This window comes from Vibrio sp. T11.5 (assembly GCF_027587155.1).
Classification (GTDB): Bacteria; Pseudomonadota; Gammaproteobacteria; order Enterobacterales; family Vibrionaceae; genus Vibrio; species Vibrio neptunius.
Map to the genome: position 1 here is coordinate 40261 of NZ_JAPPTP010000022.1, position 26398 is coordinate 66658.

39 protein-coding genes and 1 pseudogene are annotated in these 26398 nt (G+C 44.1%); 34 read left to right on the top strand and 6 right to left on the bottom strand.

The genetic code is table 11. From position 1 onward, the window contains the following. Positions 1-37 precede the first annotated feature (37 nt). Genes OH455_RS18410 through OH455_RS18420 form a run of 3 tightly spaced genes read left to right on the top strand, consistent with a single transcriptional unit; the run spans position 38 to position 3277 of the window. A complete protein-coding gene (locus OH455_RS18410; RefSeq protein ID WP_269982353.1) occupies positions 38-859 on the top strand; it encodes a hypothetical protein in 822 nt (273 codons plus the stop codon). A gap of 55 nt (positions 860-914) precedes the next feature. Continuing rightward, complete coding sequence (locus OH455_RS18415) at positions 915-2513, top strand: asparaginase domain-containing protein (protein WP_269982354.1); 1599 nt, start codon at positions 915-917, stop codon at positions 2511-2513. Next, positions 2510-3277: a hypothetical protein gene (locus OH455_RS18420; protein ID WP_269982355.1), complete on the top strand. Its 768-nt coding sequence runs from the start codon at positions 2510-2512 to the stop codon at positions 3275-3277. The genes OH455_RS18415 and OH455_RS18420 overlap by 4 nt, the downstream gene beginning before the upstream one ends. A gap of 104 nt (positions 3278-3381) precedes the next feature. On the opposite strand, the gene OH455_RS18425 is transcribed toward OH455_RS18420, so the two are convergent. Continuing rightward, complete coding sequence (locus OH455_RS18425; protein ID WP_269982356.1) at positions 3382-4299, bottom strand: LysR family transcriptional regulator; 918 nt, start codon at positions 4297-4299, stop codon at positions 3382-3384. A gap of 92 nt (positions 4300-4391) precedes the next feature. Between OH455_RS18425 and accD the strand changes: the two genes are divergently transcribed. Then, positions 4392-5270, top strand: a complete 879-nt coding sequence (gene accD / locus OH455_RS18430; protein ID WP_269982383.1) for an acetyl-CoA carboxylase, carboxyltransferase subunit beta — start codon at positions 4392-4394, stop codon at positions 5268-5270. A gap of 256 nt (positions 5271-5526) precedes the next feature. Here accD and OH455_RS18435 read toward each other — a convergent pair whose 3' ends face one another. Further along, positions 5527-6162, bottom strand: coding sequence for a glutathione S-transferase family protein (locus tag OH455_RS18435; RefSeq protein ID WP_269982357.1), 636 nt, complete (start codon positions 6160-6162; stop codon positions 5527-5529). A 102-nt stretch (positions 6163-6264) separates the two neighbouring features. On the opposite strand from OH455_RS18435, the gene OH455_RS18440 reads away from it, so the two are divergent. After that, complete coding sequence (locus OH455_RS18440; protein ID WP_269982358.1) at positions 6265-7152, top strand: LysR family transcriptional regulator; 888 nt, start codon at positions 6265-6267, stop codon at positions 7150-7152. Positions 7153-7281: 129 nt separating this feature from the next. On the opposite strand, the gene OH455_RS18445 is transcribed toward OH455_RS18440, so the two are convergent. Continuing rightward, positions 7282-8196, bottom strand: coding sequence for a bile acid:sodium symporter family protein (locus OH455_RS18445; protein ID WP_269982359.1), 915 nt, complete (start codon positions 8194-8196; stop codon positions 7282-7284). A gap of 177 nt (positions 8197-8373) precedes the next feature. Here OH455_RS18445 and OH455_RS18450 point away from each other — a divergent pair, with 177 nt between their 5' ends. The 3 genes from OH455_RS18450 to OH455_RS18460 all read left to right on the top strand — a co-directional run bounded on the left by OH455_RS18450 (position 8374) and on the right by OH455_RS18460 (position 9663). Next, complete coding sequence (locus tag OH455_RS18450; protein WP_045975162.1) at positions 8374-8595, top strand: VF530 family DNA-binding protein; 222 nt, start codon at positions 8374-8376, stop codon at positions 8593-8595. A 215-nt stretch (positions 8596-8810) separates the two neighbouring features. Beyond that, positions 8811-9218: a GNAT family N-acetyltransferase gene (locus OH455_RS18455; protein ID WP_045975161.1), complete on the top strand. Its 408-nt coding sequence runs from the start codon at positions 8811-8813 to the stop codon at positions 9216-9218. Between the two features lie 109 nt (positions 9219-9327). Beyond that, on the top strand, positions 9328-9663 hold the full coding sequence (locus OH455_RS18460) for a zinc ribbon domain-containing protein YjdM (protein ID WP_045975160.1): 336 nt from the start codon (positions 9328-9330) through the stop codon (positions 9661-9663). Between the two features lie 61 nt (positions 9664-9724). Here OH455_RS18460 and OH455_RS18465 read toward each other — a convergent pair whose 3' ends face one another. Continuing rightward, positions 9725-10177 (bottom strand): DUF417 family protein, encoded by a 453-nt coding sequence (locus OH455_RS18465; RefSeq protein WP_045975159.1) that lies wholly within the window; start codon positions 10175-10177, stop codon positions 9725-9727. A gap of 190 nt (positions 10178-10367) precedes the next feature. On the opposite strand from OH455_RS18465, the gene OH455_RS18470 reads away from it, so the two are divergent. The 9 genes and pseudogenes from OH455_RS18470 to OH455_RS18510 all read left to right on the top strand — a co-directional run bounded on the left by OH455_RS18470 (position 10368) and on the right by OH455_RS18510 (position 15968). After that, complete coding sequence (locus tag OH455_RS18470; RefSeq protein ID WP_269982360.1) at positions 10368-10793, top strand: hypothetical protein; 426 nt, start codon at positions 10368-10370, stop codon at positions 10791-10793. A gap of 72 nt (positions 10794-10865) precedes the next feature. Further along, the gene (locus OH455_RS18475) at positions 10866-11294 is read left to right on the top strand and encodes a GNAT family N-acetyltransferase (RefSeq protein ID WP_269982361.1); all 429 of its coding nucleotides are present in this window, start codon (positions 10866-10868) and stop codon (positions 11292-11294) included. Between the two features lie 236 nt (positions 11295-11530). Further along, positions 11531-12370 (top strand): hypothetical protein, encoded by an 840-nt coding sequence (locus OH455_RS18480; protein ID WP_269982362.1) that lies wholly within the window; start codon positions 11531-11533, stop codon positions 12368-12370. A 152-nt stretch (positions 12371-12522) separates the two neighbouring features. Next, positions 12523-12864, top strand: a complete 342-nt coding sequence (locus OH455_RS18485; RefSeq protein WP_269982363.1) for a GFA family protein — start codon at positions 12523-12525, stop codon at positions 12862-12864. A 22-nt stretch (positions 12865-12886) separates the two neighbouring features. Continuing rightward, complete coding sequence (locus OH455_RS18490) at positions 12887-13099, top strand: hypothetical protein (protein WP_269982364.1); 213 nt, start codon at positions 12887-12889, stop codon at positions 13097-13099. Between the two features lie 503 nt (positions 13100-13602). Next, positions 13603-14115: a lipocalin family protein gene (locus OH455_RS18495; RefSeq protein WP_269982365.1), complete on the top strand. Its 513-nt coding sequence runs from the start codon at positions 13603-13605 to the stop codon at positions 14113-14115. A gap of 2 nt (positions 14116-14117) precedes the next feature. After that, positions 14118-14540, top strand: a complete 423-nt coding sequence (locus OH455_RS18500) for a VOC family protein (protein ID WP_269982366.1) — start codon at positions 14118-14120, stop codon at positions 14538-14540. Between the two features lie 91 nt (positions 14541-14631). Further along, positions 14632-14890, top strand: a pseudogene (locus OH455_RS18505) (pyridoxamine 5'-phosphate oxidase family protein); the annotation flags it as partial. 49 nt (positions 14891-14939) lie between these two features. Continuing rightward, complete coding sequence (locus tag OH455_RS18510) at positions 14940-15968, top strand: S66 family peptidase (RefSeq protein WP_269982367.1); 1029 nt, start codon at positions 14940-14942, stop codon at positions 15966-15968. A gap of 54 nt (positions 15969-16022) precedes the next feature. Here OH455_RS18510 and OH455_RS18515 read toward each other — a convergent pair whose 3' ends face one another. Next, positions 16023-16544 (bottom strand): DUF2058 domain-containing protein, encoded by a 522-nt coding sequence (locus OH455_RS18515; RefSeq protein ID WP_045975152.1) that lies wholly within the window; start codon positions 16542-16544, stop codon positions 16023-16025. Between the two features lie 172 nt (positions 16545-16716). Between OH455_RS18515 and OH455_RS18520 the strand changes: the two genes are divergently transcribed. The 17 genes from OH455_RS18520 (at position 16717) to OH455_RS18600 (ending at position 25668) form a co-directional block, all read left to right on the top strand. Then, positions 16717-17103, top strand: a complete 387-nt coding sequence (locus OH455_RS18520; RefSeq protein ID WP_269982384.1) for a nuclear transport factor 2 family protein — start codon at positions 16717-16719, stop codon at positions 17101-17103. A 98-nt stretch (positions 17104-17201) separates the two neighbouring features. Continuing rightward, entirely contained in the window at positions 17202-17726 is a 525-nt protein-coding gene (locus OH455_RS18525) for a GNAT family N-acetyltransferase (RefSeq protein ID WP_269982368.1), read from the top strand. Next, positions 17723-18217, top strand: coding sequence for a GNAT family N-acetyltransferase (locus OH455_RS18530; RefSeq protein ID WP_269982369.1), 495 nt, complete (start codon positions 17723-17725; stop codon positions 18215-18217). Before OH455_RS18525 ends, OH455_RS18530 begins: the two co-directional genes overlap by 4 nt. A 2-nt stretch (positions 18218-18219) precedes the next feature. Then, positions 18220-18702: a GNAT family N-acetyltransferase gene (locus OH455_RS18535; RefSeq protein ID WP_269982370.1), complete on the top strand. Its 483-nt coding sequence runs from the start codon at positions 18220-18222 to the stop codon at positions 18700-18702. A gap of 9 nt (positions 18703-18711) precedes the next feature. Then, positions 18712-19188, top strand: a complete 477-nt coding sequence (locus tag OH455_RS18540; RefSeq protein ID WP_206371404.1) for a GNAT family N-acetyltransferase — start codon at positions 18712-18714, stop codon at positions 19186-19188. Positions 19189-19206: 18 nt separating this feature from the next. Further along, positions 19207-19770 (top strand): DUF6817 domain-containing protein, encoded by a 564-nt coding sequence (locus OH455_RS18545; RefSeq protein ID WP_269982371.1) that lies wholly within the window; start codon positions 19207-19209, stop codon positions 19768-19770. Between the two features lie 23 nt (positions 19771-19793). Further along, entirely contained in the window at positions 19794-20195 is a 402-nt protein-coding gene (locus OH455_RS18550) for a putative signal transducing protein (protein WP_269982372.1), read from the top strand. 24 nt (positions 20196-20219) lie between these two features. After that, entirely contained in the window at positions 20220-20738 is a 519-nt protein-coding gene (locus OH455_RS18555; RefSeq protein ID WP_269982373.1) for a flavodoxin family protein, read from the top strand. A 156-nt stretch (positions 20739-20894) separates the two neighbouring features. After that, positions 20895-21317 (top strand): hypothetical protein, encoded by a 423-nt coding sequence (locus OH455_RS18560; RefSeq protein ID WP_269982374.1) that lies wholly within the window; start codon positions 20895-20897, stop codon positions 21315-21317. A 72-nt stretch (positions 21318-21389) separates the two neighbouring features. Beyond that, positions 21390-21854, top strand: a complete 465-nt coding sequence (locus OH455_RS18565) for a GNAT family N-acetyltransferase (RefSeq protein ID WP_269982375.1) — start codon at positions 21390-21392, stop codon at positions 21852-21854. 9 nt (positions 21855-21863) lie between these two features. Beyond that, entirely contained in the window at positions 21864-22418 is a 555-nt protein-coding gene (locus OH455_RS18570; RefSeq protein WP_269982376.1) for a GNAT family N-acetyltransferase, read from the top strand. Beyond that, complete coding sequence (locus tag OH455_RS18575; RefSeq protein WP_269982377.1) at positions 22402-23181, top strand: nucleotidyltransferase domain-containing protein; 780 nt, start codon at positions 22402-22404, stop codon at positions 23179-23181. Before OH455_RS18570 ends, OH455_RS18575 begins: the two co-directional genes overlap by 17 nt. 1 nt (position 23182) lies before the next feature. Next, positions 23183-23407, top strand: a complete 225-nt coding sequence (locus tag OH455_RS18580) for a hypothetical protein (protein WP_045975140.1) — start codon at positions 23183-23185, stop codon at positions 23405-23407. A gap of 23 nt (positions 23408-23430) precedes the next feature. Continuing rightward, positions 23431-23946: a GNAT family N-acetyltransferase gene (locus OH455_RS18585; protein ID WP_084720202.1), complete on the top strand. Its 516-nt coding sequence runs from the start codon at positions 23431-23433 to the stop codon at positions 23944-23946. Further along, positions 23946-24461, top strand: a complete 516-nt coding sequence (locus OH455_RS18590; protein WP_269982378.1) for a GNAT family N-acetyltransferase — start codon at positions 23946-23948, stop codon at positions 24459-24461. The genes OH455_RS18585 and OH455_RS18590 overlap by 1 nt, the downstream gene beginning before the upstream one ends. A gap of 17 nt (positions 24462-24478) precedes the next feature. Beyond that, a complete protein-coding gene (locus OH455_RS18595; protein ID WP_269982379.1) occupies positions 24479-24928 on the top strand; it encodes a GNAT family N-acetyltransferase in 450 nt (149 codons plus the stop codon). Positions 24929-25038: 110 nt separating this feature from the next. Continuing rightward, positions 25039-25668 carry a LysE family translocator gene (locus OH455_RS18600; RefSeq protein ID WP_269982380.1) on the top strand — a complete coding sequence of 210 codons (630 nt, stop codon included), beginning with the start codon at positions 25039-25041 and terminating at the stop codon, positions 25666-25668. 201 nt (positions 25669-25869) lie between these two features. Here OH455_RS18600 and OH455_RS18605 read toward each other — a convergent pair. Then, a partial coding sequence (locus OH455_RS18605; protein ID WP_269982381.1) for a hypothetical protein occupies positions 25870-26398 on the bottom strand: 529 nt, incomplete at its 5' end.

Here is a 26398-nt window from a genome sequence, read left to right on the forward strand (position 1 = left end):
AGGCTCGATAGAGCTCGTCCAAGAAAGGAGTCTCATCATGTGTACCATAGGGGCCGTTTTTGACGGCAATCAACTGGTTACCTTTAAACAGTGCGATCTCATTCCAGTGACGCACTTTCACCAACCAAAAGTGCGATCTGGTCAAAACGGAGTGGAATCTTATATCGCCATGACACGCGATGGCAGTGAAGGGATTTGGGCTGGATCAAACGATGCAGGCGTTAGCTTTGTGGCCGCAGATTCTTACACTACCACTGCGGCTAACTATTCCACCAATCAAGGAGAAGTACAGGCACTTTTTGAAGCCTACGAAGCCACAATACGCGACTACACCAATGCCACCGAGGCTGCAATGCATCTGACGCAGTTTTATTTATCCATGGGGAGGGCCACGCCGTTTCCTGCGCCGGATATTGCACTGATCACTGGCTGGGCCGACGATACTCACACGCGAAAAGTAGCAATTTTCATTGAATACATGCCCAACCCCTTCAACCAGCGGCCTGTGCGTACCATTTGTCGTGACGAAGGTTTTTTCGTGTCAACCAACCACTTTCGATTGCAACCTGACTCCGTCCATTATCCAGCCAATCACAGCACCTATTTACGTCTGAATCGAGCTGAATCGATGCTTCAGCTCTCGCCTAATCAGACGGGAGTCGAGCAGTTGTTGTCTGACCAATACTATGGTCAAACCGAACTCTCTATCTGTCGAGAAACTGAGTTCATTGGCAGCGAATTTTTCACTCAAGCCACTGCCGTGTTCTCCCTTGACCGGGGGCGACCTAAGTGTCTATATCAGGTCAATGGAAATCCTCGAATTCAGCCATTGCAGCCCTTTCAGGAGGCGCCACTATGACCAAATTAGACATTATCGTTGAACCCAGTGCATGCGTGGTCAATAAGGAGCAAGTATGAATATTGGTATCATTAACACTGGCGGCACCATCAGTTGTGTCGGTGAACCACTTGCACCAATGAGCGCGTCGGCCTTTGCTCAAGCCTGCAATGTATGGATCGATCCTGTCATTCGGGCCGAATTTCCAGAGATCCAACTCCACTATTTGGTCGATGTCGCGTTTCCAGGTTCATCGACTCACACGCTAGACAGCACTAACCTGCAGCCGAGCGATTGGTGCATTATGGCTGAAGCCATTTTGGCACATTATGAGGAAATGGATGGGTTTGTGGTCTTGCATGGAACAGACAGTATGGACTTTTCCGGCGCGGCGCTGAGCTTTTTACTTAATGGCCTGAACGAACGAGGTGTCGGGGTGGCGGTATTGAGCAAGCCTGTGATCGTCACTGGTTCACAAGTGCCGCTGTTTCATCAAACTGATGGCATGCCTTGCCAGCTTAATTTCAACACCGACGCATATCAGAACTTGTGCGGTGCGATTGCAGCAGCGCGGACGGGAATTGCAGAAGTGGGGGTTTATTTTCAAAATCGGCTGTATCGTGGTAACCGAGTACTCAAAACAAACGCCAGTGAGTTTAATGCCTTTGAATCGCCCAATTATCCGTACTTGGCAGAAGCGGGGGTGGCCTTTACCATTGAGAATCAACGGTGTTTGCCAGGCCCTGTCAATCACGCTGTAAGTCTTGACAACCCTTCGGTTCGCGATAGCCTACGTGCGCAAATTAATGATCTAAGTGTGCAGATGAACACCAGCTTAGTGAGCCAGCTTAATGCGTTCCCCGCGCCTTATCGAATCGCTCCACCTCAAGCTTTTTTGGCTCAAATTGTTGACGCGTTAGTCTCGGCGGGATCGAAAGGAATCATTCTCGAATCCTATGGTGAAGGGAACTTTCCCTCAGGTTGTCCAGATGAACCATCCAAAGGGGCGATATATCAGGCCTTAGCTGATGCGCATCAACAAGGTGTAATACTCGTCGACGCCAGTCAGGTGATTGCTGGAACTGTCAATAACAGTGCTTATGCAGCCGGAGCTTGGTTGCCTCAGGTCGGGGTTGTTTCATCTGCAGATATGACGCCGATGGCTGGCTTGGTCAAGTTAACCGTGCTGTTGGCGTTGGAGAAACTGCATGGCTGGCCTGAAGGGACTGTCAATCGTCTGTTTCAGACCAATTGGGCGGGAGAAATGCAAAACACAAACCGCCTCGACAGCCGAGTTAATCCGAGTCTGCTACCCGGGGAACACCTGATGACGTTTGATGGCATGGCTAGTTTGTACAATGATCCTAATCATGGACCTCGCCTGGTTCGCAACAGTGACAACGAACTCCTGTGGCAATTACCAGAACCTCTACCGACAGAAGCGTTGCCTGGTACTTTGACGATGCAAAATGACGGCAACCTGGTGTTTTACAGTCGAGATCAGGTCCCCTTGTGGGCCAGCCAGACTGGCCATTCCAGCGGCGCAGCCTCTTGGTTAGAGCTGAGCAACTCCTCGTCCACTCAGCAACTGACAGAAATCAAACTGACCGTTTATAACTATGCGGACCAACAGGTGTCCGTGCAACTTTATCCTTCTGAAAGGAGTCACCCATGACACGAATCAAGTACAGCGGACGCATCACACCCAATTGTCCTTACCACGGTTCTTTGCTGCTGACACAAGGGCGCATTGTTGCACCGACTACCATTATGCCGCCTAACCCAGAGTGGGGGCCTGTTGCTCAATATGGCCCGACAGTATTTGGCCGTTCTACTGCGTACGATCCTGCGCGTAATTGTGATGGCAATTTCATGTCGTATAAGAACCAACCCAATAACAATTGCTATGCCTACGGAACCAACATTGCCTCGAATTCATTTCCACAACCGGGGCGCGCTAGTGCAGGTTCGACGCCATGGTCCACGGCGATGACGGCAGATATTGTTACGCGCAACGCGGAACTTGATGGTTTAGTAGCTTTGCCACATCAAACTCTTGACGATTTATTCGACGACCCTAAGTATCGACAAGGAGTGGATGGGCATTTTGTCGCGTTAGTATTTTCGCCACCGGAGTCTGGATTCCAGGGTGATCCTCAAGCACAGTGGGGTGGGGATTATCACTGGGTCCGTGCTGATTTGGTGGACTATGAGCGTCGCGTTATCCACTGGTCACAGAAAGATGGAGGGGATCAGGTCACCAACTTTGATTTTGCTGGCCAACCCATTACTGATCCGACTCATGCGTGCTGGACGGTCAACCTTGGACCCGTATCGGGACTCGACGCTAGTCGACCTGATGATCTACACGATGTGATCGTGACGTATGAGTTTCATACTTTTATGTGGGTTCCCGCACATGGCGTGACGATTTTGTGAGTTAACTTGCGGCGTCCTATTAAGGGCGCCTATTTCGTTGATTCTCTTCCACTTAACCTTTTCTTTGATCATTTCTGAAACGCCCCTTTGGTATCTTGTACAGACTAAAGCTGTTTGTGAACCGTAGACTGACTTTGTAAATGTTTAATAAATATGGGTATTTTCTTCGCGAGATGCTTTCGTGAGGCATAAAAGGCGTATAGCACCAAATCCGCTGGAGGGTACTCCATGTCTATTTTAACCAAAGTACCTGCGTTTAATTCCTGCTGGCAGAACTCGATGGGTAGTAAGGAAGCTCCCAGTCCTGCAAGAGCGCCTGTTTTGGCGAGGTGGCCGCTATTGACCTTGAACGTCGAGTGCACTTTCTGCGTGATTAATTCACCGGTGGCATTATCAAATACCCAAGGGCTACCATTTAACGCAGTATAGGTCGTGATGCAGGGTACGCGGCTTAAGTCGGTGGTATGAAACGGCGCTGGGTATCGTTCAAGCCATGCCGGAGAAGCCACCACGACACTTTTCCACCGGATGATTTCTTTTGCCACCCAGTTGCAGTCTGTCAGCTTTCCGCGTTGAAAACTGATGACAATATCGAAGCCATCCAGAGGGTCATCTTTGGGGCTTATGCTGGTGTCGCAGCACAAAGAAATGGAGGGGTGTTGATGGCAGAATGAGACAACGGCCTCAGACAATGCGGGCGAATCGGGCATGAGCACTTTTAGTTGCCCTTGCACTTGCTGAGAATATTGAGTCACTTCTTCAAGTGCGTCATTGAGTTTGTTCAAAAGAGGCTGGGTTCGCATATAAAGGTGTTCCCCTGCGTCTGTTGGACTGACACGCCGTGTTGTTCTATGAAACAACCGAGTGTCTAAGCACTCTTCCAGTAAAGCGATGTGGCGACTGATGTTGGAAGAAGGCAACCCTAGCAATTCAGCCGCCCGTTTGAAACTGTTGTTTTCGTAAACGCAGTGAAAGCTGTTGAGCCATTGTTGGTCGATTTTATCTAGCACTATTAATCCCATAATGTTGGATTATTAAACCAATAAAGCCCACTTTATTATCAATAATTGGCTTATACAATGGTTGATTTATGAGTTATTGGAAAAAGGTTCCCATGGGTTGGTTAGAAAACCTCTTTGATAGAAAAAACAAAATTAGTACTCGTCGAACATTAATTCCAGAGGGCGTCTGGACTAAATGCTCCTCTTGTGACCAAATTCTCTACCGACCAGCGTTGCAAGAAAATTTGAGTGTGTGTCCTAAGTGTGATCATCACATGAGAATCAAAGCGCGGTGTCGCTTGGACAGCTTTTTAGACAAAGAACCTCGAGTGGAGCTCGCGCAAGACTTGGAACCGCAAGACTTTTTGAACTTCAAGGACTTGAGACACTACAAAGATCGTATCGCTCAGGCACAGAAAACTACGGGTGAAACGGATGCCCTAGTGGTCATCAAAGGTGCATTGTTTGGGATGCCTGTGGTTGCGTGCGCTTTTGAGTTTTCATTTATGGCAGGGTCTATGGGGGCAGTGGTTGGTGCTCGATTTGTCAAAGCAGTAGAAGCCGCAATTGATGCCAATTGCGGCTTAGTGTGTTTTTCGGCATGTGGCGGCGCGCGGATGCAAGAATCATTGATGTCGCTAATGCAGATGTCTAAGACCAGCGCAGCGCTTAACCGACTGTCGAGCCATGGGTTACCCTATGTTTCGGTGCTCACTGATCAAACATTTGGTGGTGTCTCTGCCAGCATAGCGATGCTTGGGGATATCAATATTGGTGAGCCTAAAGCTATCATTGGTTTTGCTGGTCGTCGGGTCATCGAGCAGACCGTGCGTGAACAACTACCCGAAAACTTCCAATGCAGTGAGTTTTTGTTAGAGCATGGGGCGATCGATATGATTGTTGATCGTCGTCAGATGCGTCAGCGAGTCAGTGGATTGATCGCGAAAATGACTAACACTACTTTGCCTGTCGAACCGCCAACCGCGGCATAAAACGATGAAAGAGTTTTCGTGGGTTGAATCGTCACCCACGAACGCTCTCCCCGCTCGCGTTATGTGTGAACAGCAAAGTCGAAGAGTTCTTGTTAAGCAACTAAAAGGGATTCTCTGCTCATCGTTGATATTGGCTGGTTGATGGGAGCAAATCGCCTTTGCTGATTGGAATGGTCAACACTGATTGTGCGAGTAGTGGTATTGGCGTTGCCCATTAGTCCGTGACAAGAGAGTGAGTTGAATATTTTTTGCTGGTTTAATGAGCCTCGCTGATGGCTTGGTTTAATCCCACCTTGGATAAGGTCATGGGAATAAAGCGCGGTAAAGCTTCGACCCGTTTAAGCCAAGTGCTAAGCCTTGGGTAGCCTGTTAGGTCTAGGCCAGCTTCAGGTGCGAGCTTGGTATAACTGTAAATCGCCAGATCGGCCAGAGTGGGGGTTGGGCCTACCAACCACTGTCGGTCAGATAAGTAGTTATCCAGCTGCGTCAGCAAGTTAATCCCCTCTTGTTTGAGCGTATCACCCTCGATTGGGCGGTGAAACATATTGGCGGCGCGCAGCTTGGCTAAGGAGCCTGCTAGCCTATGGGCTGCGAGGGACAGAAACTGCTCAACGTGGGCGCGCTCGACTGGCGAGGGTGGCAGCCATTGCTGTTTGACATCGTATACGCTGGCCAAATAGACCAATATCGCGTTGGAATCCGCAATGACCGTCTTGCCATCAACCAGTACCGGTACTTGACCAAAGGGATTTAGAGCTAAAAATTCTGGTTGCCGATGTTCGCCAGCAGGCAGATCAACCTTAACGAGTTTAAAGTCTAAATCGAGTAGACCCAGAAGCAGGTGAGCGCGGTGGGCGTGACCGGAAAGAGGGTGCCAATAAAGTGTGATCATATCGAATGTCCTAATCATAAAGTTTGCTCTATTTAAGAACACCTTGCGCCCTAGAAAAACCGTATTATCATAGAATGATATTTTCCAATATGTTGATAATTAATGGATACTATTGATGGTATGAGAACAGTTGTGGCGGTAATTGAAACGGGTTCTTTTACTGCTGCCGCCGAGCGCTTGGGTTTATCTAAATCCTTAACGTCTAAGTATGTTAATCAAGTTGAAGCGCAGCTTGGAGTGACTTTGTTCCATCGCACTACTCGTAAACTGTCTGTTAGCTCTCCGGGCATGCAATACTATCACCAAGCACGGCAACTATTGTCCCAATTTGATCAGCTATACAGCCAGATCCATTCCCATAAAAAAAGCGCGTCTGGGTTACTTCGTGTGACAGCGTCACAAGGATTTGCTGAAGAGCTGCTTAGCCCTCTCATTCCGGACTTTCACGCACAGTTTCCCGAGATTCAGATTGACATCTTGGTGACAAATAAAAAAGTGGATTTGGTTGAGCAGGCCATTGACATTGCCTTTCGCGCAAGTGACCTTGAAGATTCTGGTTGGCATTACCGCCCGATCATGTCTCTACAAAGCACCGTGTACGTGGCACCGGAACTCGCTCATTTATATGCTGACAGGCCAGAAGCCCTACCGTGTCTGATCGATAGTAATCTGCACCCGACTGCGCGATGGCCCATTGCGGACACATCGGAAACCACCCAGCGCAGTCGGATGGTCAATGCTGTGTTCAAAAGCAACAGCCCTAGGCTTATCCGTCAATTAACCTTATCGGCAATGGGGGCCAGCTACTTGCCTGATATCCTAGCTGAACCTTATGTCCAGCGAGGAGAATTGCAAAAACTGGAGGGAGACTTTGCTGCGATGACGTTTCCATTGATAGCCCTGTACCGAGGCGGTCAGTACCAACCTGAACGAGTTAAGGTCTTTTTGGACTTTGTCGCCAAGCAATTTGAGCCTTCCCCTTCGGTTTGAGTGCGCAAAGATAGAGGAGTGTGTTCCTCAACCCGCCTGTTGGAGCCCAAGAAGTCATGTGATTTTAATGATTTGGCACTGATCACTAGCAACGTCATTGGATATAGATTCAGCGATGCACACCTAGAGTTAGGGTGTATCTGAGCTTCTAGACCAGTAATAAGCCAGTATCGATCCTGACAGGTTATGCCATATTGAGAAGATAGCAGCGGGTAGTGCAGAGAGTGGAGAAAAAAACTTCAGTGCTAATGCTGTCGCCAGACCCGAGTTTTGCAAACCTACTTCGATCGCAATGGTTTTACAGGTCGTGTGATCAAACTTAAGTAATTTGCAGACTGAGTAACCCAACAAAAGTCCCAGTCCGTTGTGCAGCACCACTGCTAGTGCCACCCATGTGCCGATATCAGCAATGTGCTTGTGGTTGAGCGCCACAATGATAGAAATAGCCATCACAATCGCAAACATAGAAATTAAGGGAAGAACGGGCGTAATTTTGGCTATCTTGTTGCGGAAAAAATGATTCAGAAAAATGCCCGCACTGACGGGGACAATGACGATTTTTATCAAGCTAAGGATCATCTGCGAGACAGGAACGTCAACATTAACCCCCAGTGTTGCATCGACTAAAAATGGTGTCATAACGACCCCAAGTAGGGTGGAAAGAGCGGTCATTGTTATCGATAAAGCTACATTGCCTTTGGCAAGATAACAAATGACATTTGAAGCAGTGCCGCCCGCAACACTGCCCACCAGCACCATACCAATGGTGAGTGCTGTACTCATATTAAACGCACTGGCAATTAATAGGGCGCTCAGCGGCATCACTGAAAACTGGAGAAGGAGACCGACAGCAACGGCCTTAGCACTCGAGGTTAGGCGTTTAAAATCATCTAGGGATAGTGTTAGTCCCATCGATAGCATAATGAGCATCAGCAGAGGAACGATTTGACTTTTCAATGGCGTAAAAATTGTCGGGTGCATATACGCGGCAACTGAACCGAGGAGAGCGAAGATCGGAAAACCATTAATCAAGATTCTTAGCATAAGTGATTAAATTCATTGAGTTAAGATTTCTCGATGGTCTATTAAATGAATGGGTGTGTCTATAATTTTATCTGTTGCTCAGCAAAGCAGTCGAAATGGTTGGCGATTAAATCAATAAAGTGGACAGTACTCTGCTACAATCCCTGGCCCTTTATCTTAGAGTAGGCACTATTGCCAATGAGCCAAGAACAACCAAATAATCCATTGCATGGTTTAACCCTTGAAAAAATCCTCGTTCGTTTGCAGGAGCATTATGGTTGGCAAGGCCTTGATGCAGAAATTCCTATCAATTGTTTTTATAACAATCCTTCTATTAAATCTTCATTGAAATTCCTTCGACGCACTCAGTGGGCAAGAGACAAAGTAGAAACGCTGTATATAGAGACGTTCTGCCAATAAACGTAAACCTTAAAGCGCGATTAAAATATGTTGAAGGCAAACCAACTTACCGTATGTTAAGTAGTGAATCAGTGCTTCATTTATCTTCGTTTGGCGATTTTTTATTACCAGCCCATTATGCTGGTGGTTGATTATATTTTTGTTGAACAAATAACTGTTTATTTGTACAGTGTTGGTGTATTCTCTCGCGAAACAATGAAGAGGAAAAGCTCGCCATGGATATTATATTTGAACACAAAACTCCGAGCCCTGAAGAATATTGCCAGATGCGTATCCTTGCTGGCCTTTCAGCAAAGTCGCTTCAAGCGGCTGAGCTTGGTTTGCCTAATACTCTTTACGGTGTGTCAGTTCGTGATGGTGAAAAGCTGATCGGTATGGGACGTGTAGTTGGTGACGGTGCATGTAATTTTGAAGTAGTGGATGTTGCGGTTGATCCCAGTTATCAAGGCATGGGTGTAGGCAGAAAAATCATGGAACATATTGACATATACCTTTCCTCTGTTGCTCTAGAGGGGTCATATGTATCAATGATCGCGGATGAACCAGAATTCTATGAGAAGCTGGGTTATCGCTTAGTTTCTCCTTCAAGCCAAGGTATGACAAAAAAGTTTAACCGTAACTGATTGTGTTTGAAAAAGGTTGATAGCTTGGTGCTGACTTGCTTGAAGTGCTCGCGTAGTCCACACCGACGAAGTATCATAACGAAAAATTATTTTAGAGAAATCGTTGAGTATGTCGTTTCCTCCATGCCCGAATTGCCAGTCCGAATATGTTTATCAAGACCAGAGTCATCTTATTTGCCCAGAATGCGCGTACGAATGGAACCCTGATGAGGTGCTTGAAACTGAAACTCCCAAGGTCAAAGACGCTAACGGCACACAGCTCGCAGAAGGGGATAAAGTCACTTTAGCAAAAGACCTTAAGGTTAAAGGAAGCTCTCTTATCCTCAAAATAGGCACTAAAGCTGTGATCAGGCGAATTGTAGACGGTAAAGATCATCAATTGGATTGCAAAGTGGATGGTGCTGGCGAAATGATGGTAACAGCACAATTTGTTAAGAAAGCTTAAAGATACCACTTAATTTAAGTGTTATTTCAAGGGCCCGCTGAAAAAGCGGGCCCTTGTTCGTTTATGTTTGAGCTATAGGTTTGTTGCGCTCGATGACGCTGATTGAAATCGCCAAAAACAGGATATCTTTCACTAAGAAGAAATTAGTCACAACAATACCATCGGATACTTTCCATGTATTTGGAGTGGTAACGAGAAAACTGAGTGTCGCTATGAAAATGAAAGCGGCCGCTATTCCAGATATATACGCGATGTTGGCATTTCTAATCCCGACGATCAGGCCAATGGCCACGATGATTTCAATCGTGCCGATTAAGTTTGAAACCGCTTGAACGGAAATGATGTCATAAAGCCAGCTCATCGCAGGGTGATTTACCACCAAAGGTTCGATTAACTTCGCTTCTGTTGGGGTAAACTTGTAAATACCAATCCAAGTTAAGACTAGCGCAACGCCAAAAACACCTAAATAGTAACCAATATTACCTTGTTTTAATTGTTTGTTTTTCACATGCATGATAGGACTCCAAAATAACAATGCGTGAATATGACCGACCATCTGTTGATAAAATTTCGCAGAGCTAGCGTTCACTCTGTATCATGTTGAACAATAAGCTTTTCAACAATCCGTTACGATATTGTAATTTTCACTTGGCCATCTGTGTTTTAAGCTTCTTTTGAGCGTGAAGCATTCTTGGAGGTACAACGTGAAAAAAATGCTAACCGTAATAATGGTACTTGGTGCTCTGGTTGGATGTGATGAGGCTAGTAAAGCTATCGAACAGGCGCAGGACATTGCAAATAAAGCCGTAGGCGATATTCAGCAGCAAGTTGAGTCTTTCGACTTAGAGCAGTTGAATCCGGAACACCTTGGTGGTGCTGCACAAGCTGCACAGGTAATGGCGGCGTCTGTCGAACAAGCCTTGACCGTTGATTTCAGCAACCCTGAGGCATTGACTGATGTTGAAGAGCGTATTGCGAATGCGTATAGCTGTTTAGTGGCGTCTTCATCTGAGTCGACCGCGTCTGACTTAATGGATAAATTGATATCGTCAGTGACTAGTAATGATGCAGTATCCTTGATTGAAAGAGGCATTGAGCAAGCAACAACAGCTCAGACATGTGTCATGTAAAAGCGCTATATGATATAAGTTCAATCGAGAGATTATGTCTGTTTTATGTGCATAGCCGATAGGAGGGAACATTTGCCATATTCTATCTCAATTGAACCCTATCAGGACGCGTTTCGTCCCGCACTTCGCAAACTCTATCTTGAATCACGACAAGCCAGTTATATTTGGTTAGAAACCAGTGATTATGAATTGTCAGACTTCGACAACGATGTTGAAGGTGAGCAAATTTGGGTCGCGATCATAGAGGAAAATATCGCGGGTTTCATTTCCCTATGGGAACCAGAAAACTTTATTCACCACCTCTACGTTTCACCAGCGTACATCCGAAAAGGTGTTGGTGGCCATCTAATACAACTGGCTAAAAGCCGTTACCCGACACTCAGCTTAAAATGTATGTCACTTAATAAATCAGCGTTAGACTTTTATTATTCTCAAGGGTTTACTTGTCATTCAAAAGCCAAAGACGCCTCAGGGGAGTACTACCTTCTGACATTGGACTAATTGTTGAGCCCCTCTAGGTACCCTTTTAAAGTTAAGTCTCTTCTCAATTACGTGTTGACCTTTCGGTTAGACAGATAATTTGAAACTAGGTCCAATAAATCAACATAACTATTTGTGGCAAAACGTTTATTTTCATATAAGTACCTCTTGCTAGGACTAACCACTTTTGGCTGTTTTTGCACAAAATGCCCAGGAGTGAAGTCATGTTGGTGTTGATGTTTATTTACGGAGCAAAGATGAAGTTCGCTAGATATTGGGCAAAAAAAGAAGTCGAAAATGAGACGGGCATATTTTGGCAAAAGAAGCTGAGTGTTTGGGGCTCATCAAATGAGAGTCCAGAACAAGCGGCGATTAACGCTGAAAATCGGCGGCATTTAATGACAGATTTTTTTTCAGGTCATCACGAGAGAGGGAATGACTACGAATATTGGACGGGGGTGATTAAGGAAGAGATTTTACTAGAGCGCCAGAACAAGGATGGTGAGCCCCTAGCGATCATCAGCCGTAACGGCTACGGGGCCGCTGTACTCAATACCAGCAACGTTGTCTTCGGAGATATTGATGTGTTTGCTCCAAGTTTTGTTGACCGGTTTTTGCAGCTGTTTGGCCGTGAGAAAAAGGACAAAAGTTACTATTTAGCGTTGATAGAGGCGTACCAAAAACACCATCCAGATCTTGCTTTCAGAGTCTACGAAACCCATTCCGGTCTTCGATTTATTCTGACAAACAAACTTTATGCACCGACGGATAAGTTTGTCGACACTCTGTTTAGTGACTTGAATGTAGACCCCTTGTACGTGCATTTGTGCAAAAAACAAGAGTGCTTTAGAGCAAGGCTGACGCCAAAGCCATGGAGAATTGGTATGCCTAGGCCAGCAAGCCGTTTTCCGCGCTCAGAGCAATCGAGTATCAACGAATTTCAACAATGGCTTGGGAAATACAATGCCGCTTCTGTGAAGGCAACCTCTGCGAAGTACATTGCCTCGTACGGGGAGCATAGGTCACATCAAGATGTACAAACTGTCATTGAAATACATGACCAGCATATTGCGCGAACAGACGTTGAACTGGCTTGATACCTTTAGATGCATTTTTATTTGCTTATGTAAGCAAAGGCTTTATGAGTTAAAAGTCGCGTATGGCGTTAGGGCCTGTAATCAATGTTGCTTGTATCGCATACCTTCATTGGAACAGCGCTTGTAGACACATCGAATTGGAGAAGCGAATTATGGAAGTCAGTTGTCATTGTGGAAATGTGAAGTTAGCTGCTCAGACAAAACCATCACAATTGGGGGAGTGCAATTGTTCAATCTGTCGTCGCTATGCTGCATTGTGGGCATACTACTCCCCTTCTGAGGTAGACATAATCTGTGTTGAAAACCCTACGGTTTTTTATATTTGGGGAGACAAATGTGTCGAGTTTCATCGTTGCGAACATTGTGGATGCCTGACCCACTATGTGACAACGCCTAAGTGTGATGAGCAGATTATGGCGATCAATATGCGTATGGCAGAAGGTGTTATACTCAAAGACATCCCAATAACTAAAATAGATGGTGCATCTTATTAAAGTCGTAGACAAAGGAAGTGAAATGGAATTTTCGATTCAACGGCTGCCCACATCTGTAGGGACTTTTCGATTAAAAGGCAAGCTCATTAACGTTAAGAGTATTCAGGAAATAAGCTATGTGGAAGCTGAATTTATGGGTACTGACGGTTGGGTTGAGATAAATACACAATCTGAAGGCGGGTTGGCCATTTTAAATCAAATAAAATCCGCAGTTATTGAACATCTGATTGAGTGAAAGGTTGACGAAAAAATACAAAATATGATGACAACAGGATGTATTTATCACAAAGGTTAGTAACATGTTATGTTATCTTGTGTTTTATAACTGAATGAGTCGCGTCATTGAAAACTAATCAATACATCAAACACCCACATTTCTGTCAACAATGCCAATCACTTACCCCTCATATCCAACTCACGCAAATGAACAGGGTCGATTCTAAGCTCGAGCAAACACAGTCATTAATTGGACACTGTATAGAGTTCCTGATGGGACTGTTGAGTAAAGGCGATGAGCACACCAACCGCTTTTTTATCGATGAAGAAGATCAGTTTCAGTGTGAGAAATGCGGAGCCCAATCTTGGCATTAAAGTCGATTTGAATAACGACGGAGGTTGTGCGCTCTTACTGGGATAAGGATAGGCCTGTTTTCATTGAACTTGTGACAGTTAAACTCAGTATATAATTTGGTTTGTTTGCAGAGTTGGTTCATACGTTTTGGTTAGAGTGGAGGTAGTATGAAGAAAACGGTTTTTGTATTTGCGGTGTTGCTTATCAGCGGTTGTCTAGGAATGCCCAGCGAGGTGAAACCCGTACAGAACTTTGACATCAATAGGTACATGGGGAATTGGTATGAGATTGCGAGGCTCGACCATTCGTTTGAGCGAGGGCTGAGTAAGGTAACCGCACAATATAGTCTGAAGGATGATGGGGGCGTTAAAGTCATCAACCGAGGCTTTAACGCACAACTCAATGAGTGGAAAGAAGCGCAAGGTAAAGCCTATTTCGTTCGAGATTCGGATCAAGGCTATCTGAAAGTGTCATTTTTCGGTCCGTTTTATGGTTCATATGTTGTTTTCGTACTTGAAAAAGATAACTACGATTATGCATTTGTGTCTGGGCCAGATAATGAATACTTGTGGCTGTTGGCACGTTCAAGCACGGTAGAGCAAGCGGTTATCGATAAATTTATTTCTATGTCCAATGCGAGAGGGTTTGATACGAGCCGTCTTATTTTTGTAGAGCACTAGCGATGGCTGGACAGAGAAATAAAGGCGTTGAAATAGGGCAGGCTAGTTGGAGCCCAACTTGTGTTTTGATTCATGTACCTGACGTCGAACTAGGTTTGAACTGGTATCAGCGAGCCTTTCCTATGTCTAAAGTGATACATTTGCCAGAGTTTGATTTCACAGTGCTTGATATCAACGGCTTTTCTCTGGAGGTGGTACAAGCGGATGAGAAGGTGTCTGCTGGTAAGTCAGGAACCGTTTTATACTGGGCAGTGGAAGACTTACACTGGGCACTTGTTCACTTCCAGTCACTTGGCGCGAAGCTCTATCGAGGCCCAATGGAGATAGATCAAGGGCTTTCCATGTGCCAAGTAGAAGACCCTTTTGGTAACTTAATCGGACTACGTGGAAAATTAGATCGAACGTCATCAGTGAAAGATCAGTAAATGCGCACGATTAATTAGCTTTTAGCATTGTGTGGTGATGCCTATCAATGCTTGTTTCTTATATTCAATCGTTTTAATGTGTCTTATCTCTAGCCTATTCCCTGAAAGCGTGGCCGCTCGACAGGTATTCATCCTTGATATTAATATGCTTCAATCTTCCTGCGGTATGTCTGTACCGTATTTTACGTACGAAAGGGACAGAGAAGATTTGGCAAAATGGTGCCAAAATCAGGGAACTTAGGGGATTGAAAAGTATTGGCTGAAGAATAACCAAAAGGGCATCGATGGTTTTTGAGTCGGAGAGCGCCAGTCGCTCAGGTTTGAGTGCAGTCTCTGATGAGCCTTTTTAGTTTGACCAATTTTGTTATATCTAATGGCAAGACAAAAAAGAGGAATAATATGAAATACCCAGAGCCTCTACAGAAAGGGGATAAGATCGCCGTCACCGCTTTTTCTTCGGGCGTTCCTTCAGAGTGTCACCAACGTTTAGACCTCGTCTTGGATCACCTTCGAAGTCGCGGATATAGGGTTATCGAGGGTCATTGTCTAAGAGAAAACGAAAAGCATGTGAGTGCTACTCCATCCATGAGAGCAGAAGAGTTGATGAAGTTCTTGTGCGATGACTCCATTTCGGCTGTTGTTCCTCCTTGGGGTGGTGAATTTGCGATGGACATTCTGCCTCTTCTCGATTTTGAAAAACTGAAGCAGGTTAAGCCAAAATGGGTATTTGGATTTTCTGATGTGAGTACTATCAGTTCTGTGCTTACCACGCAATTGGGTTGGTCGACGTTACATAGCTCCAATTTAATGGAGCTAAACCCACTTGAGACTGATGAGCTTACCGTAAACACCTTAAATGTTATGACAACCAAATTCGGGGCTGAAATCACGCAGTTCTCTTCTGATCTCTATCAGGTTTCTGGTGAGTCTTTCGAAACTCATCCGAACTGCTGCATAAATAAAACAGAGAGAACTCAGTGGAAAGCGGTAGGTGAGGTGGAAGAGTTGAACTTCAGTGGGCGTCTGATAGGAGGCTGCTTTGATACTATGGTCCACCTGATTGGGACAGAGTATCTCGATCTTGAGTGTTTTAAGCACTGCTATCCAAATGATGGTTTGATTCTGTATTTAGAAAATGCAGAGATGCCACCGACAGTGTTAAAGCGCGCTTTACAAGGGTTAAAATACCAAGGTGTATTTGAACAGGTTAGTGGACTGTTATTTGGAAGGAATGCGGTTTTAGATAATTGTGGAAAAGCAATAACGTCAAGTGAAGCTTTCCTTTCTGTTGCCAATGACTTAAAGGTCCCTGTTCTCTATGACGTGGATATAGGCCATCTACCGCCTAACTTGGCGCTCTTGAACGGTGCGCATGCAGAAGTTCATTTTAAGGACGGCAAAGGAAAAGTAGTACAAACTCTGCGATAGATAGATCGCAGAATGCTAGTCAAAAAGCCACTCGGTTGCCGAGTGGCGTTTTCTTTACCACATTAGGTCGTCTGGGACTACATAGTCTGCATATGGATCGTCTTCAGCTGGCACTTCTGATTCTGGCTCTTTGAGCTCAATGATGATCTGGTCATCACGCTGTGCAATTTTGTTTGCAACAACTCCGGGGATCACCGCATAGCCATCTTCATGACGGGCAATAGCAAGAATACCTTTGATCAGTTGTTCGCGAATAATCGATTCAACGTAAAGGGATTTGACGAGTGTTCCATCGGTGAAGTTGTATTTAATATCTCCCTCTTTCTGATCGATTTTGTTCATCTCGATCAACTGTTTGATTTGCGACTGAATTTCTTTGTTCAGACGCTGCTCATTTTGTTGGTCGCTTAGTTCTTTATCACGCTCTTGCTGTTGACGTTTTTGCTCTTCGACCGCGGCTTTGACTTCACGAGCTTGTACGCGTGACTTTTTTGAACCTTTTTTGGCTTTCTTTAGTTTTTTTTCATTCACTAAACCAGCTTTGAGCATTTGTTCTTGAAGAGTGAGTTTTGCCATGGTGTATCCGTGTTGATAAATGTTTTATGCATTTTATAGGGACAGAGCCTGCAAATAAAGATATGTGAAGAATGTACATTAAGTTTTCTTTATTCATTGACGTGTTTCATATGGCAGTCTGGAGTGATATCTTCAAGCTACGGAAATATATGCAATGAGAGGTACTAGTCGGATGGAAATCCTGATTGAACAAGAAGTCTTGCTTCAACAATATGAAATTCGCCAAAATGAATCTGAGGTGGTGCGTTTACTTCACCCTGATTTCGTTGAAGTGGGGCGCTCAGGTAAAAGCTTTGATCTGAAATCAATCCTAGAGATGATGAAAGGCGAGACACCATCAATAGGCAAGATACACTCACAATCGTTTGAGTGTGTTGCGATTGAACCATCTGTCCAACTGCTTATGTATAAATCTGTCTGGATCGATGCCAATGGAAATGCAAGTTTGTTTACTAAACGTGCTTCAATATGGGTTTTTACTGGTGAAAAATGGCAGTTAAAGTACCATCAAGGCACCCCTTGTGAGCCGTTTAGGATTGAAGAGGTCCACACGAGTTAATGAGCATACGCTATGTACCCATCACAAACTGTTGCCAACTTGCACAAATGGATATGATGTAGAGTACTAGAATCAAATCTTATCAGGACTTAAGGAATATGTTGTACACGGAACGCTTGATATTGAAACCTGTAGAAGAGATGGATGTTGATGTTTACAGGCGAGTATTAAGTTCAGATAGTTTAACTCAGTTCTTGCCAAAGGGCGCAGTCTATTCAGAACCAGAGATACTCCAGCATCACGCCAACAGAGTTGCGCATTGGCGAAAGTATGGTTTTGGTTCCTACGTCATCTGTTGCAGAGAAAATCCAAATTGTAAGATGGGGTACGCAGGCGTTGAAGTATGTGAAAACCCAGATTTCAGTGATATCCGATACGCGCTAATGTCAGAATATCAGGGCAAAGGCTACGTGACGGAAGCATCGAAGGCAGTCATAGCAGCGACATTTAAACTTGGTAAGCACGGGAAAATCTATGGTGTATCTTTGGAAGCGAACAAACCTTCGGTCACCATTTTGAACAAACTAGGTATGCGGCGAGAGGTGGGTATCAGTCTATATGGCGAATGCGATGGTTTGGTGACTTTCTCGATTGATGCAGAGGCTCTGGAGAATCAGAAATGAAGATTAGAACTGCGCTTCAAAGGGATGTTCAAGCAATCACCGATATTTTTAACTATTACGTTGCCCATACCAACGCTCGCTTCGAAGAAACACCATTTACATTGGAAAACCGTCTAAATTGGTTTGAACAATTTTCACCTATCACGAAGCACCAATTATTGGTGGCAGAGCATCAAGGAAACATTGTTGGATTTGCCTGTTCGCAACCATATCGACTATCTGAGGCGTTTGCAGACACGGTAGAAGTGACAATATACCTTTTACCTGATGCGAAAGGACAAGGTACCGGCTCTGCATTATATCAAGCACTTATGGAGGCGTTAAAGCTGCAGGGTGTGCATCGTGCGCTATCTGGCATAGCTTTACCAAACGAGGCTTCAATTGCTTTGCATAAGAAGTTTGGCTTTCGAGAAGTGGGTGTTTTTGATTCCTATGCAAAGAAAAATGGAAGCTATATCAGCTCCGTTTGGTTGGAAAAATTATTCGGATAATTATGATTTCTATAGAAAAGTACAGTGCTGAAAAAGCACACCTTATACATGCATTAAGTGTTACACCTGAACAAGCTCAGTTTACCGTTGATAACATTGGCGAAATGATCCCCGAGCTGAAAGAAAGTGAACATCCCTACGTGATTATGAAAGGCGATCAGCCTGTCGGCTTCTTTCTCCTTGATATGGGTTATGCCGAGAAATACAGCTTTTGTCCTCAGCATGGTATTGGGATTAGAGCGTTGTTGATTGATCGCCATTTACAGGGCCAAGGTATCGCCCGTGAAGCTCTTAAGTTGCTTCCTCAATATGTTGGAAAAGTCTATCCGCAAGTCAACGCGCTTTATCTGACGGTGAACTGTCGAAACGAGCCTGCCTATCTATGTTATTTGAGTAGTGGTTTCACTGATACAACTGAGTTGTACTTAGGCGGCCCTGTCGGGCCTCAGCATATCATGATGGCACCAGTTTATGGTCAAGGTTAAAAGATAAATATGGTTAAGCTAAGAGAAATGCGATCGGAAGAGTTTGCGGATTTTTATCACTATGCTGCTGAAGCCTATGCGCAGGATATTGCCGAGAATCAAGGCCACGCTGCTGAAAAATCTCTTGAACTCGCTCATCATGCTTTGGAGCGTTGTTTTCCCGATGGGGTTGAAACCAAGAGCCAGTCACTATTGTGTATCGACTCTGAACAAGAGGGCGTCCCCGTGTTGGCTGGCTACTTATGGCATTGCGTTAATCAGCAAGAAGGATCGACATTTATCTACGACTTTTATGTTGTCGAAGCTTTTCGAGGTAAAGGGATAGGTAGCAAAGCCATCGAGCTATTGGAAGCAAAAATGGAAAACGTCGGTATTAAACAGATTAAATTGCGCGTTGCCTTCAACAATGAGCGTGCCCGAAAGCTCTATGAAGAGTTAGGGTTTGTGGTCACTGGTTACAATATGTCTAAGGTCATTAATGGTTGAATTAATGGGAAATAAGTGATGAATACACATTTTGAACGCTTGAAATCTCTGGGAGCGGGTGACTTTCAGCATTTAAATGGTTCCCTCGAATCACACTTGATAGGAACAGAGTGCTTGCTGGCAAAATGGCAGGCGAGCGAAATGGTCAGGAGTGCAGGCCTCTTCCATGCGGCATACGGCACCGCTGGATTTGATGAGAGCATGGTTTCACTGGCAATGCGACGTGAAATCGCCGCAGTTATTGGCCAAGAAGCAGAAGATCTGGTTTATCTCTATTGCTCTTGCGACAGGGACTATGTGTTTCCGCAGTTTGATTCTAATTCGTTCATCCAGTTTCGTGACCGATTTACGGGCTCGGTATTCGAGATGACGGAAGAGCAGTTACACCAGTTTTGTGAGCTGACCGTTGCCAATGAACTTGAGTTGGTGTTAGCAAGCGAAGAGTTTAAGTTGAAATATGGCCAAGAGCTATGGAACCTATTTGAAGGTATGGCGGTCTATTTGAGTGAAAGTGCCAGAGCAGAGTACAAGTTGGCGTTAGCTGACTGTGACACGTCCGAAAAAATGGCATGCGAAGAGTGATGGTTTAGCGCAGGAGAGGTTGTATGGTAGTTGTAGCTCGTTTTTCTTTCCCTCATGAGGCTCATATTGCCAAAGCGAGCTTGGAAGCCGCTGGAATTGAAAGCAGTATTGCTGACGAACATACCGTTAACACCCAGTGGCTCTATTCAAATGCGATTGGTGGAGTTCGTTTAATGGTTCAAGAAGAAGATGCCGAGCAAGCAACCATTATCCTTAATACCGACTATTCTGATGCTTTATGTTCTGAAGAAAGTCCCACTTCACAAGATCACTGCCCTAACTGTGGTAGCCTAAAACTAGAGCCGTTTACTAAAGGTAAGCGACCTGCTTTTTTAGTCTTTATTCTTTTAGGCTTTCCGCTGTTTTTCTATAAACACGGTTATAAATGTAGCGATTGTGGCCATTTCACCGAAAAAACGGCCTAGCCTACTAAACTAGAGGGAATTCTAATGAAGGTAGCAGTGGTCTTGGGTACGTCAAAAACAGATGGTAATACGCGTCACTTAGTGAATAAATTTGTTGAGATGACAAATGCTGCTGTGTTTGATTTAGCGGATTACCAACTCTCTTACTATGACTATCTACACGAAAATCGCAGCGATGATTTTATTCCTCTGATTCGCATGCTTACCACCTATGATCATATTGTGTTCGCCTCGCCTGTTTACTGGTATTCCATGTCGGCGCAGCTAAAAGTGTTTTTCGACCGCCTATCAGATTTGTTGACCATAGAAAAGTTACTCGGACGTCAACTGCAAGGTAAGGCGATATCCGTCATCTCAACGGGCTATAATCAAGACCTCCCGGACTGTTTTATTGAACCTTTTAAGCTTACGGCTCGTTACATGCAGCTTGATTTTAGAGGCTTTGCTTATCTTCCTGTAAGCGGTGAAGAAGATTTAGGCAGATCTCGCGCCATCGCTGAATGGTTTAGTGAAAGTATTTGTCGAGAATCTTCTAATACCTGATTCAACTATCTTTCCCTCATCTATGACTGACCTTTGGCAAGCTAAGATAATTATTCTTGTTTTTCTCATTTGTTTGTTTTATAAAATCAATTAATTCCATAAGTAACTCCATGTATATCGTCGTTTTTGTACATTTTCATAACATGGAGAAAAGTGATGAGTAAAATCACTCAAAGTAAAAAGCTAGTGGATTGGTTCCGTTTTCGCACAACGGTAAGCGAACAAGACTTTATGCTGACTTCCAATGAATTAGTGGTTAAGTCCGACGCTTATAAGTTGAGTAAAATCAAGCGTTTTGAGGTTCGTCGACTAGGCATCAAAGAAAATGTTGTCCAAGTATTGTCATTCGCATTGCTCTTGTCTGCTGCCACATGGGCATTTGTCCCTCAGTTTGGCTTGTATACTTTGGCGCTAACCCTGATTATCGCCTTTGTCACGTGGCGTGGGTACGAGTTACGTGCGGAGTTTAGAGGAACAGATGAAACGGGAGATCATTGGGTGTCGATTGTTCGTGGTTGTGATAAAGAGGAATACCACGTCTTAAAAGAAGTTGAAGCAAAGCTAAAGGCTGCTATTTAACGGGAAAGCTCGCTAATGATTAGCGAGCTTTTTTCATCTTATAACAAACACCCGCAATCTAGGGAGAGCATTATGATTACTATCCGCCAATATCAGCCAGAAGATGCCAAAGCCCTTTGGGAGGTGTTTTTCTATACAGTCCGAAATATAAATCGCCAACATTACAGCCAAGAGCAGGTGCAAGCATGGGCGCCAGAAGAATGGGACATTGAAAGGTGGAAAAACAAAATGTCCCAAATTAACCCTTACATCGCTGAAATGAACGGGCAAGTCGCGGGGTATACCGATTTGCAAGATTCCGGATTAGTGGATCATTTCTTTTGCCATCACGCTTTCCAAGGTAAGGGTGTGGGTCGGGCGCTTATGGAACATGTGTTAAAGGTTGCGAACGATAAGGGTATTAGACGCCTCTACTCGGAGGTGAGTATTACTGCTCGTCCTTTCTATGAGCGGATGGGGTATAAAGTAGTGAAAGAACAACAGGTTGAGATGCGTGGTCAGGTACTGACGAATTTTATTATGGAAAAGTACCTTTAGGGAAAGCAATTGTTTAGGTTAGAAACAGCAAGACTTGTTATCAGAGATATGTCGCTAGAAGATGAAGCCGCGTTTGTGGCGATATCTCAAGACGAAAAGTATCAACGTTTCTATGACGAAGCGGACAGCAAAGCAGAAAAATACCGTCAATTGACCAAATTGTTTGTTCAACAGGCTGCTGAAATACCAAGAACGAGTTACCAACTTGCAATAGAGCATAAACAGCAAGGCATCTTTATTGGTACGGTATGCTTGAGATTGGAAGATGAACATAATGCGTCAATGGGATGTGGAATAGCCCGTTCATTTCAGGGAAATGGTTTGATTTATGAAGCTGCGACGGCTTTGGCAAATTATGGGTTTAGTGAGCTTAATATGCATCGGATATACGCCGAGACGATTAAGGAAAATCGTGCGGCTATTAAGCTTTGTTCTGACTTGGGTATGCGCAGAGAAGCGGTATTCAAACAGAACCGGTATTTTAAAGGGCGCTGGTGGGACACGGTAGTTATGGCAATGTTGCAACAAGAGTGGCGGGACAAACTTGATGAAACCAATCAATAACGGGTTGGACGAGCAAGGTTACATTGTCAATCATTGTTCAGTCGCCTATATTCAGCCTGCGTTTAGGCCGTCAGTCGACCGTGTGGTTAGATGCTTACGTGACACTTTTGCAGGCAAAATTCATAGCCTTTATTTATATGGGAGTGTCGCTAGGGGCACAGCGGTTGAGTTTGAGTCAGATATAGACTTATCTATTGTTTTTACTAAGCCTTTGGATCTTGAAACCGAACGAAAACTTCAGGCTACCAAACTAAAATTAGAGCAAGAGTTAACGATTTTCAGCAAGATAGACTTCGATCCTGGCCATCTGGAAGCAATCCTTTCTCCAAATGAACTTCATCACTGGCAGTTTTGGTTAAAGCACTGCTGTTGTTGTGTGTCAGGTGATGATTTGTCCCTGAAATTCAGCCGACTAAAGCCTAACCGGAAAATCGGTTCTGCTCTCAACGGTGATCTCTCATCTTTCATTACTCAAGCATGTGATGAACTTAATGAGTCTAACCAAAAGTATATTGGTAGAATGTTGGCTAAGAAGATCCTGCGTAGCGCTTACACCTTGATCGCAGAAAAGGACAACAGTTGGCACGTAGAGATAAAGTGGTGTGTAAAAGCTGTATTGCGTCATTATTCGAAAGAATCACAGTGTGTTGAACTTGCGCTACGCATGATTGAAGGTCAACCCTATGGTATTGAGGATATTCAGCAATTGGCAAACGGGTGGGGTAGACGAGTCGCTTCCCAGTTTGAAGTTGAGGAGTACTAATATGGTATCTGACCTAGGTTTTTCCTTTGAAGAGAATCGGGCTGAACTGAGGATTTTGCGTAACGGTAAGATTGTTACCATATTGCGTGGAAAACAGGCATCTGATTTCGTTTCGAAGGTTAGTGTGCTGTCAAATCATGACCAACAGCAACTGATGGCGAGAGTTACTGGCAACTACAAACGGGGCAACGAAAGGCTAGCTAAAAAGCACCGTAAACACAGATGAGTTTAATAGTAAGGGAGGCTCTGGTGGAAGCATATCGTACAAACAGGTTAACCATAAAGCAGTTTAAAGATGGTGACTGCAATGCTCATTTTCTATCAGAAATTCAAGCAACCTTAACAGAAAAGGTTGTTGAGAATTTACCACCGTACTTTCACCAAGTCAGGTCTAATGAATCAGCAGAGAGCTGGTTAAGCAAAATGAATGATGAAAGCGTGCTTTACGTCGTGAGAGCTAATGATGGTGCGTTAGCAGGGTTTGTATTTGTCTATCAAGACAGCGGTAGTGCTCATATCGGCTATTTACTTGCAGAAGAGTACTGGGGGCAAGGGTTGGCTAGTGAGCTGCTTGCTGGGTTTATTGACTCTATTGCGAACAAAAGTAGTTGGAGAGAGATCGTAGCTGGTGTTGATGAGTCAAACATTGCATCGTTGAAGCTTTTAGAAAAGCTTGGCTTTGTAAAACAGTCGATAAATGAACAACGAGTCGTTTTCTATCAATATGGTCTAAAAAATAATTCTCAGAGTGAGGAACAGAATTGATGAAATTAGTCCCCCCTTCATCGCAGTTCAAAGAGGAATTTTCTCGATTCTACCTTGATTTCAAGCGTAATGATCCTGAAAACGCAGACTACTATGCGGAAGGTGTGAATGATATCGAACGCTATGTAAATCGACTTTACAATGAGTCCTTGGGCATCGATTTAAAACCGGGTTACGTCCCCTGTAGCCATTTCTGGTTGATTGATGAAAATCAGAGTATTCGTGGAGCCATTCGTATTCGTCATCATATTGAAAATGAATTTCTTTCTTCTGAAGCTGGCCATATCGGGTATGACATCGCCCCTAATTTCCGAGGCCAAGGTAACGGTAAGATGATGCTCAAGTTAGCCTTGGCGGAAGCTCGTAAACTGGGGATATCTAAAGCACTTGTGACTGCAGATGATGATAACTGGCCATCCCGGAAAGTGATTGAAGCGAATGGCGGTCAATTAGAAAACATTATTACGGGTAAAGTGTTTCCCAACCTTTTAGCAAGATATTGGATTCAGTTGTAGAGAGCGAGTAGTCGGTCATGAAGTACAAGAAGATAGCGCCTGAATATGTGCCATTACCACTATTACTCGAAGCGGACCCAAGCGAAGAAAACATTCAGTCTTATCTGAGAAAATCTCAATGTTTTGTTGCTGAGGATGATGAGGGAAATTCTATTGGTGTCATGGTTGTGTTACCACATAGCCAATCACTGGTGGAGTTAATGAACGCTTCAGTTTTGCTGACATGCCACGGGAGAGGAATAGGTAGCCACTTGCTAGCGTTTGCTCTAAGAGAACTTAAGTCTTCAGGTGTAAAACGTGTTGAGCTAGGAACGGGATGTTTTGGCTATCAACTCAAGTTTTATCAACGCCTCGGTTTCCGTGTGGATACGGTATTGAAAGATCATTTTCTCACCCACTACTCAGAGCCGATTTTTGAAGATGGAATCCAGCACAAGGATATGTTGCGACTTTATCTAGAGCTCTAATATGCCTGGAAATTTATGATTAGATCATAGCGTCCCATTGCTTGAGCCTTTGTTATTAAAGGAGTAGGATAGCGCGACCATATTATGCAATCAATTGAAAGGAAGAAATCTTGGAATATATACTGGTGATGGCGCATGTTGCCGTCATTTGGACGCTTGCGGTGATCACTCCCGGTGCCAATGTTTTACTGACTATCAATACCTCTTTACAATATGAGCGTAAGTTGGCGATGTTTTCTGCATTAGGGGTCAGTGTTGCCGTGATGCTCTGGGGGCTTATGGGTGGCTTAGGGTTGGTGCTACTGCTGGCTCATTTTCCACAACTGTTTTCAGCGTTAAAAGTTATCGGTGGGCTGTATCTGCTTTACTTGGGTTTTGGCCAGATATATAAGTCATTGCAACGTAAGCGTGGTAGTCGAGCCTTGGATAGTGATTCCGTCATTGCCCCCTCCGAGAAAAAGGTGTTCTTTTCCGCCTTCTTAACCAGTATTCTGAACCCTAAGACAGGTTTCTTTGTCGTAAGTCTGTTTTCGGTATCTATGCCACAAGCTTTAACGCTTCCGATGATGGTAGTTATCATGCTGACCATGTCATTGATCACATTAGTTTGGCATCTATTTTTAGCCGTTGCTTTTTCTCATCGCTCTGCGAAATCTATGTATCAGAGAATATCAGTCGTCATGGACTGTTTAACTGGAGGCCTATTTACTTTTCTTGGTGTTAAGATTATGGCATCATAATTTAGATACAGAGATTGATAATATACTTAAATTACGATTTTTCTATATTCGGTTAGGTTGTCTAGATTTTAAATGTATTTTTATTAACGATAAGCTGAACGTTATCAAGTAAAACGATTGCGATATGAATTGACGGTTATTTAAAGAGCTTATAGGTGATGAAATATACTCATATAAGCTCATCGATGAAATTAAAGCTATCTAGATAAATGTCCCCATTTTTAGTAATTCTTCTAAGTCCTCAATATTGATTTTTAACACGTGTTCTTGACCTAACACATCGAGTTTGACGAACATCACATCCTGTACGCTTAAACTTTCAAACAACGCGGCATCTCTCTCTTTACTCAATCTTGTCAGGGTTGGTCTGATGTAATGTCTATTTGTTGTAAGATCATAGAGGTTTGGGTCTTCGCTAAAGCGAATTTGAATCTTGCCCGATATCGGTCGAGTAACGTAGTGGCTCTTGTTGAGGTTGATGGCGTAGACACGAACTAAATCTGAGTTTTCACTTTTTTTGAATACCAAACATTTATCTGATTTAACATCTTTTAAAATTAGCCTAAATGTTTTGTTGTTTGGTGAAAATACGTCGTAGCTTTCTGATAAGTAGTTGCTCCCAGAATGATAAATTTGTTCTGAGGTTCCGTTTTGCGATGTATCGGCAAGTAATAATGGTGAAAACGTACAAAGCAGGATGAGTAATGCGGTTTTTATAGACATTAATAGC

Coding starts and splice junctions, on each gene's coding strand:
- OH455_RS18410 (WP_269982353.1), top strand. CDS start 38: ATGTGTACCATAGGGGCCGTTTTTGACGGCAATCAACTGGTTACCTTT.
- OH455_RS18415 (WP_269982354.1), top strand. CDS start 915: ATGAATATTGGTATCATTAACACTGGCGGCACCATCAGTTGTGTCGGT.
- OH455_RS18420 (WP_269982355.1), top strand. CDS start 2,510: ATGACACGAATCAAGTACAGCGGACGCATCACACCCAATTGTCCTTAC.
- OH455_RS18425 (WP_269982356.1), bottom strand. CDS start 4,299: ATGGGATTAATAGTGCTAGATAAAATCGACCAACAATGGCTCAACAGC.
- accD (WP_269982383.1), top strand. CDS start 4,392: ATGGGTTGGTTAGAAAACCTCTTTGATAGAAAAAACAAAATTAGTACT.
- OH455_RS18435 (WP_269982357.1), bottom strand. CDS start 6,162: ATGATCACACTTTATTGGCACCCTCTTTCCGGTCACGCCCACCGCGCT.
- OH455_RS18440 (WP_269982358.1), top strand. CDS start 6,265: ATGGATACTATTGATGGTATGAGAACAGTTGTGGCGGTAATTGAAACG.
- OH455_RS18445 (WP_269982359.1), bottom strand. CDS start 8,196: ATGCTAAGAATCTTGATTAATGGTTTTCCGATCTTCGCTCTCCTCGGT.
- OH455_RS18450 (WP_045975162.1), top strand. CDS start 8,374: ATGAGCCAAGAACAACCAAATAATCCATTGCATGGTTTAACCCTTGAA.
- OH455_RS18455 (WP_045975161.1), top strand. CDS start 8,811: ATGGATATTATATTTGAACACAAAACTCCGAGCCCTGAAGAATATTGC.
- OH455_RS18460 (WP_045975160.1), top strand. CDS start 9,328: ATGTCGTTTCCTCCATGCCCGAATTGCCAGTCCGAATATGTTTATCAA.
- OH455_RS18465 (WP_045975159.1), bottom strand. CDS start 10,177: ATGCATGTGAAAAACAAACAATTAAAACAAGGTAATATTGGTTACTAT.
- OH455_RS18480 (WP_269982362.1), top strand. CDS start 11,531: ATGAAGTTCGCTAGATATTGGGCAAAAAAAGAAGTCGAAAATGAGACG.
- OH455_RS18485 (WP_269982363.1), top strand. CDS start 12,523: ATGGAAGTCAGTTGTCATTGTGGAAATGTGAAGTTAGCTGCTCAGACA.
- OH455_RS18490 (WP_269982364.1), top strand. CDS start 12,887: ATGGAATTTTCGATTCAACGGCTGCCCACATCTGTAGGGACTTTTCGA.
- OH455_RS18495 (WP_269982365.1), top strand. CDS start 13,603: ATGAAGAAAACGGTTTTTGTATTTGCGGTGTTGCTTATCAGCGGTTGT.
- OH455_RS18500 (WP_269982366.1), top strand. CDS start 14,118: ATGGCTGGACAGAGAAATAAAGGCGTTGAAATAGGGCAGGCTAGTTGG.
- OH455_RS18510 (WP_269982367.1), top strand. CDS start 14,940: ATGAAATACCCAGAGCCTCTACAGAAAGGGGATAAGATCGCCGTCACC.
- OH455_RS18515 (WP_045975152.1), bottom strand. CDS start 16,544: ATGGCAAAACTCACTCTTCAAGAACAAATGCTCAAAGCTGGTTTAGTG.
- OH455_RS18520 (WP_269982384.1), top strand. CDS start 16,717: ATGGAAATCCTGATTGAACAAGAAGTCTTGCTTCAACAATATGAAATT.
- OH455_RS18525 (WP_269982368.1), top strand. CDS start 17,202: ATGTTGTACACGGAACGCTTGATATTGAAACCTGTAGAAGAGATGGAT.
- OH455_RS18530 (WP_269982369.1), top strand. CDS start 17,723: ATGAAGATTAGAACTGCGCTTCAAAGGGATGTTCAAGCAATCACCGAT.
- OH455_RS18535 (WP_269982370.1), top strand. CDS start 18,220: ATGATTTCTATAGAAAAGTACAGTGCTGAAAAAGCACACCTTATACAT.
- OH455_RS18540 (WP_206371404.1), top strand. CDS start 18,712: ATGGTTAAGCTAAGAGAAATGCGATCGGAAGAGTTTGCGGATTTTTAT.
- OH455_RS18545 (WP_269982371.1), top strand. CDS start 19,207: ATGAATACACATTTTGAACGCTTGAAATCTCTGGGAGCGGGTGACTTT.
- OH455_RS18550 (WP_269982372.1), top strand. CDS start 19,794: ATGGTAGTTGTAGCTCGTTTTTCTTTCCCTCATGAGGCTCATATTGCC.
- OH455_RS18555 (WP_269982373.1), top strand. CDS start 20,220: ATGAAGGTAGCAGTGGTCTTGGGTACGTCAAAAACAGATGGTAATACG.
- OH455_RS18560 (WP_269982374.1), top strand. CDS start 20,895: ATGAGTAAAATCACTCAAAGTAAAAAGCTAGTGGATTGGTTCCGTTTT.
- OH455_RS18565 (WP_269982375.1), top strand. CDS start 21,390: ATGATTACTATCCGCCAATATCAGCCAGAAGATGCCAAAGCCCTTTGG.
- OH455_RS18575 (WP_269982377.1), top strand. CDS start 22,402: ATGAAACCAATCAATAACGGGTTGGACGAGCAAGGTTACATTGTCAAT.
- OH455_RS18580 (WP_045975140.1), top strand. CDS start 23,183: ATGGTATCTGACCTAGGTTTTTCCTTTGAAGAGAATCGGGCTGAACTG.
- OH455_RS18590 (WP_269982378.1), top strand. CDS start 23,946: ATGAAATTAGTCCCCCCTTCATCGCAGTTCAAAGAGGAATTTTCTCGA.
- OH455_RS18595 (WP_269982379.1), top strand. CDS start 24,479: ATGAAGTACAAGAAGATAGCGCCTGAATATGTGCCATTACCACTATTA.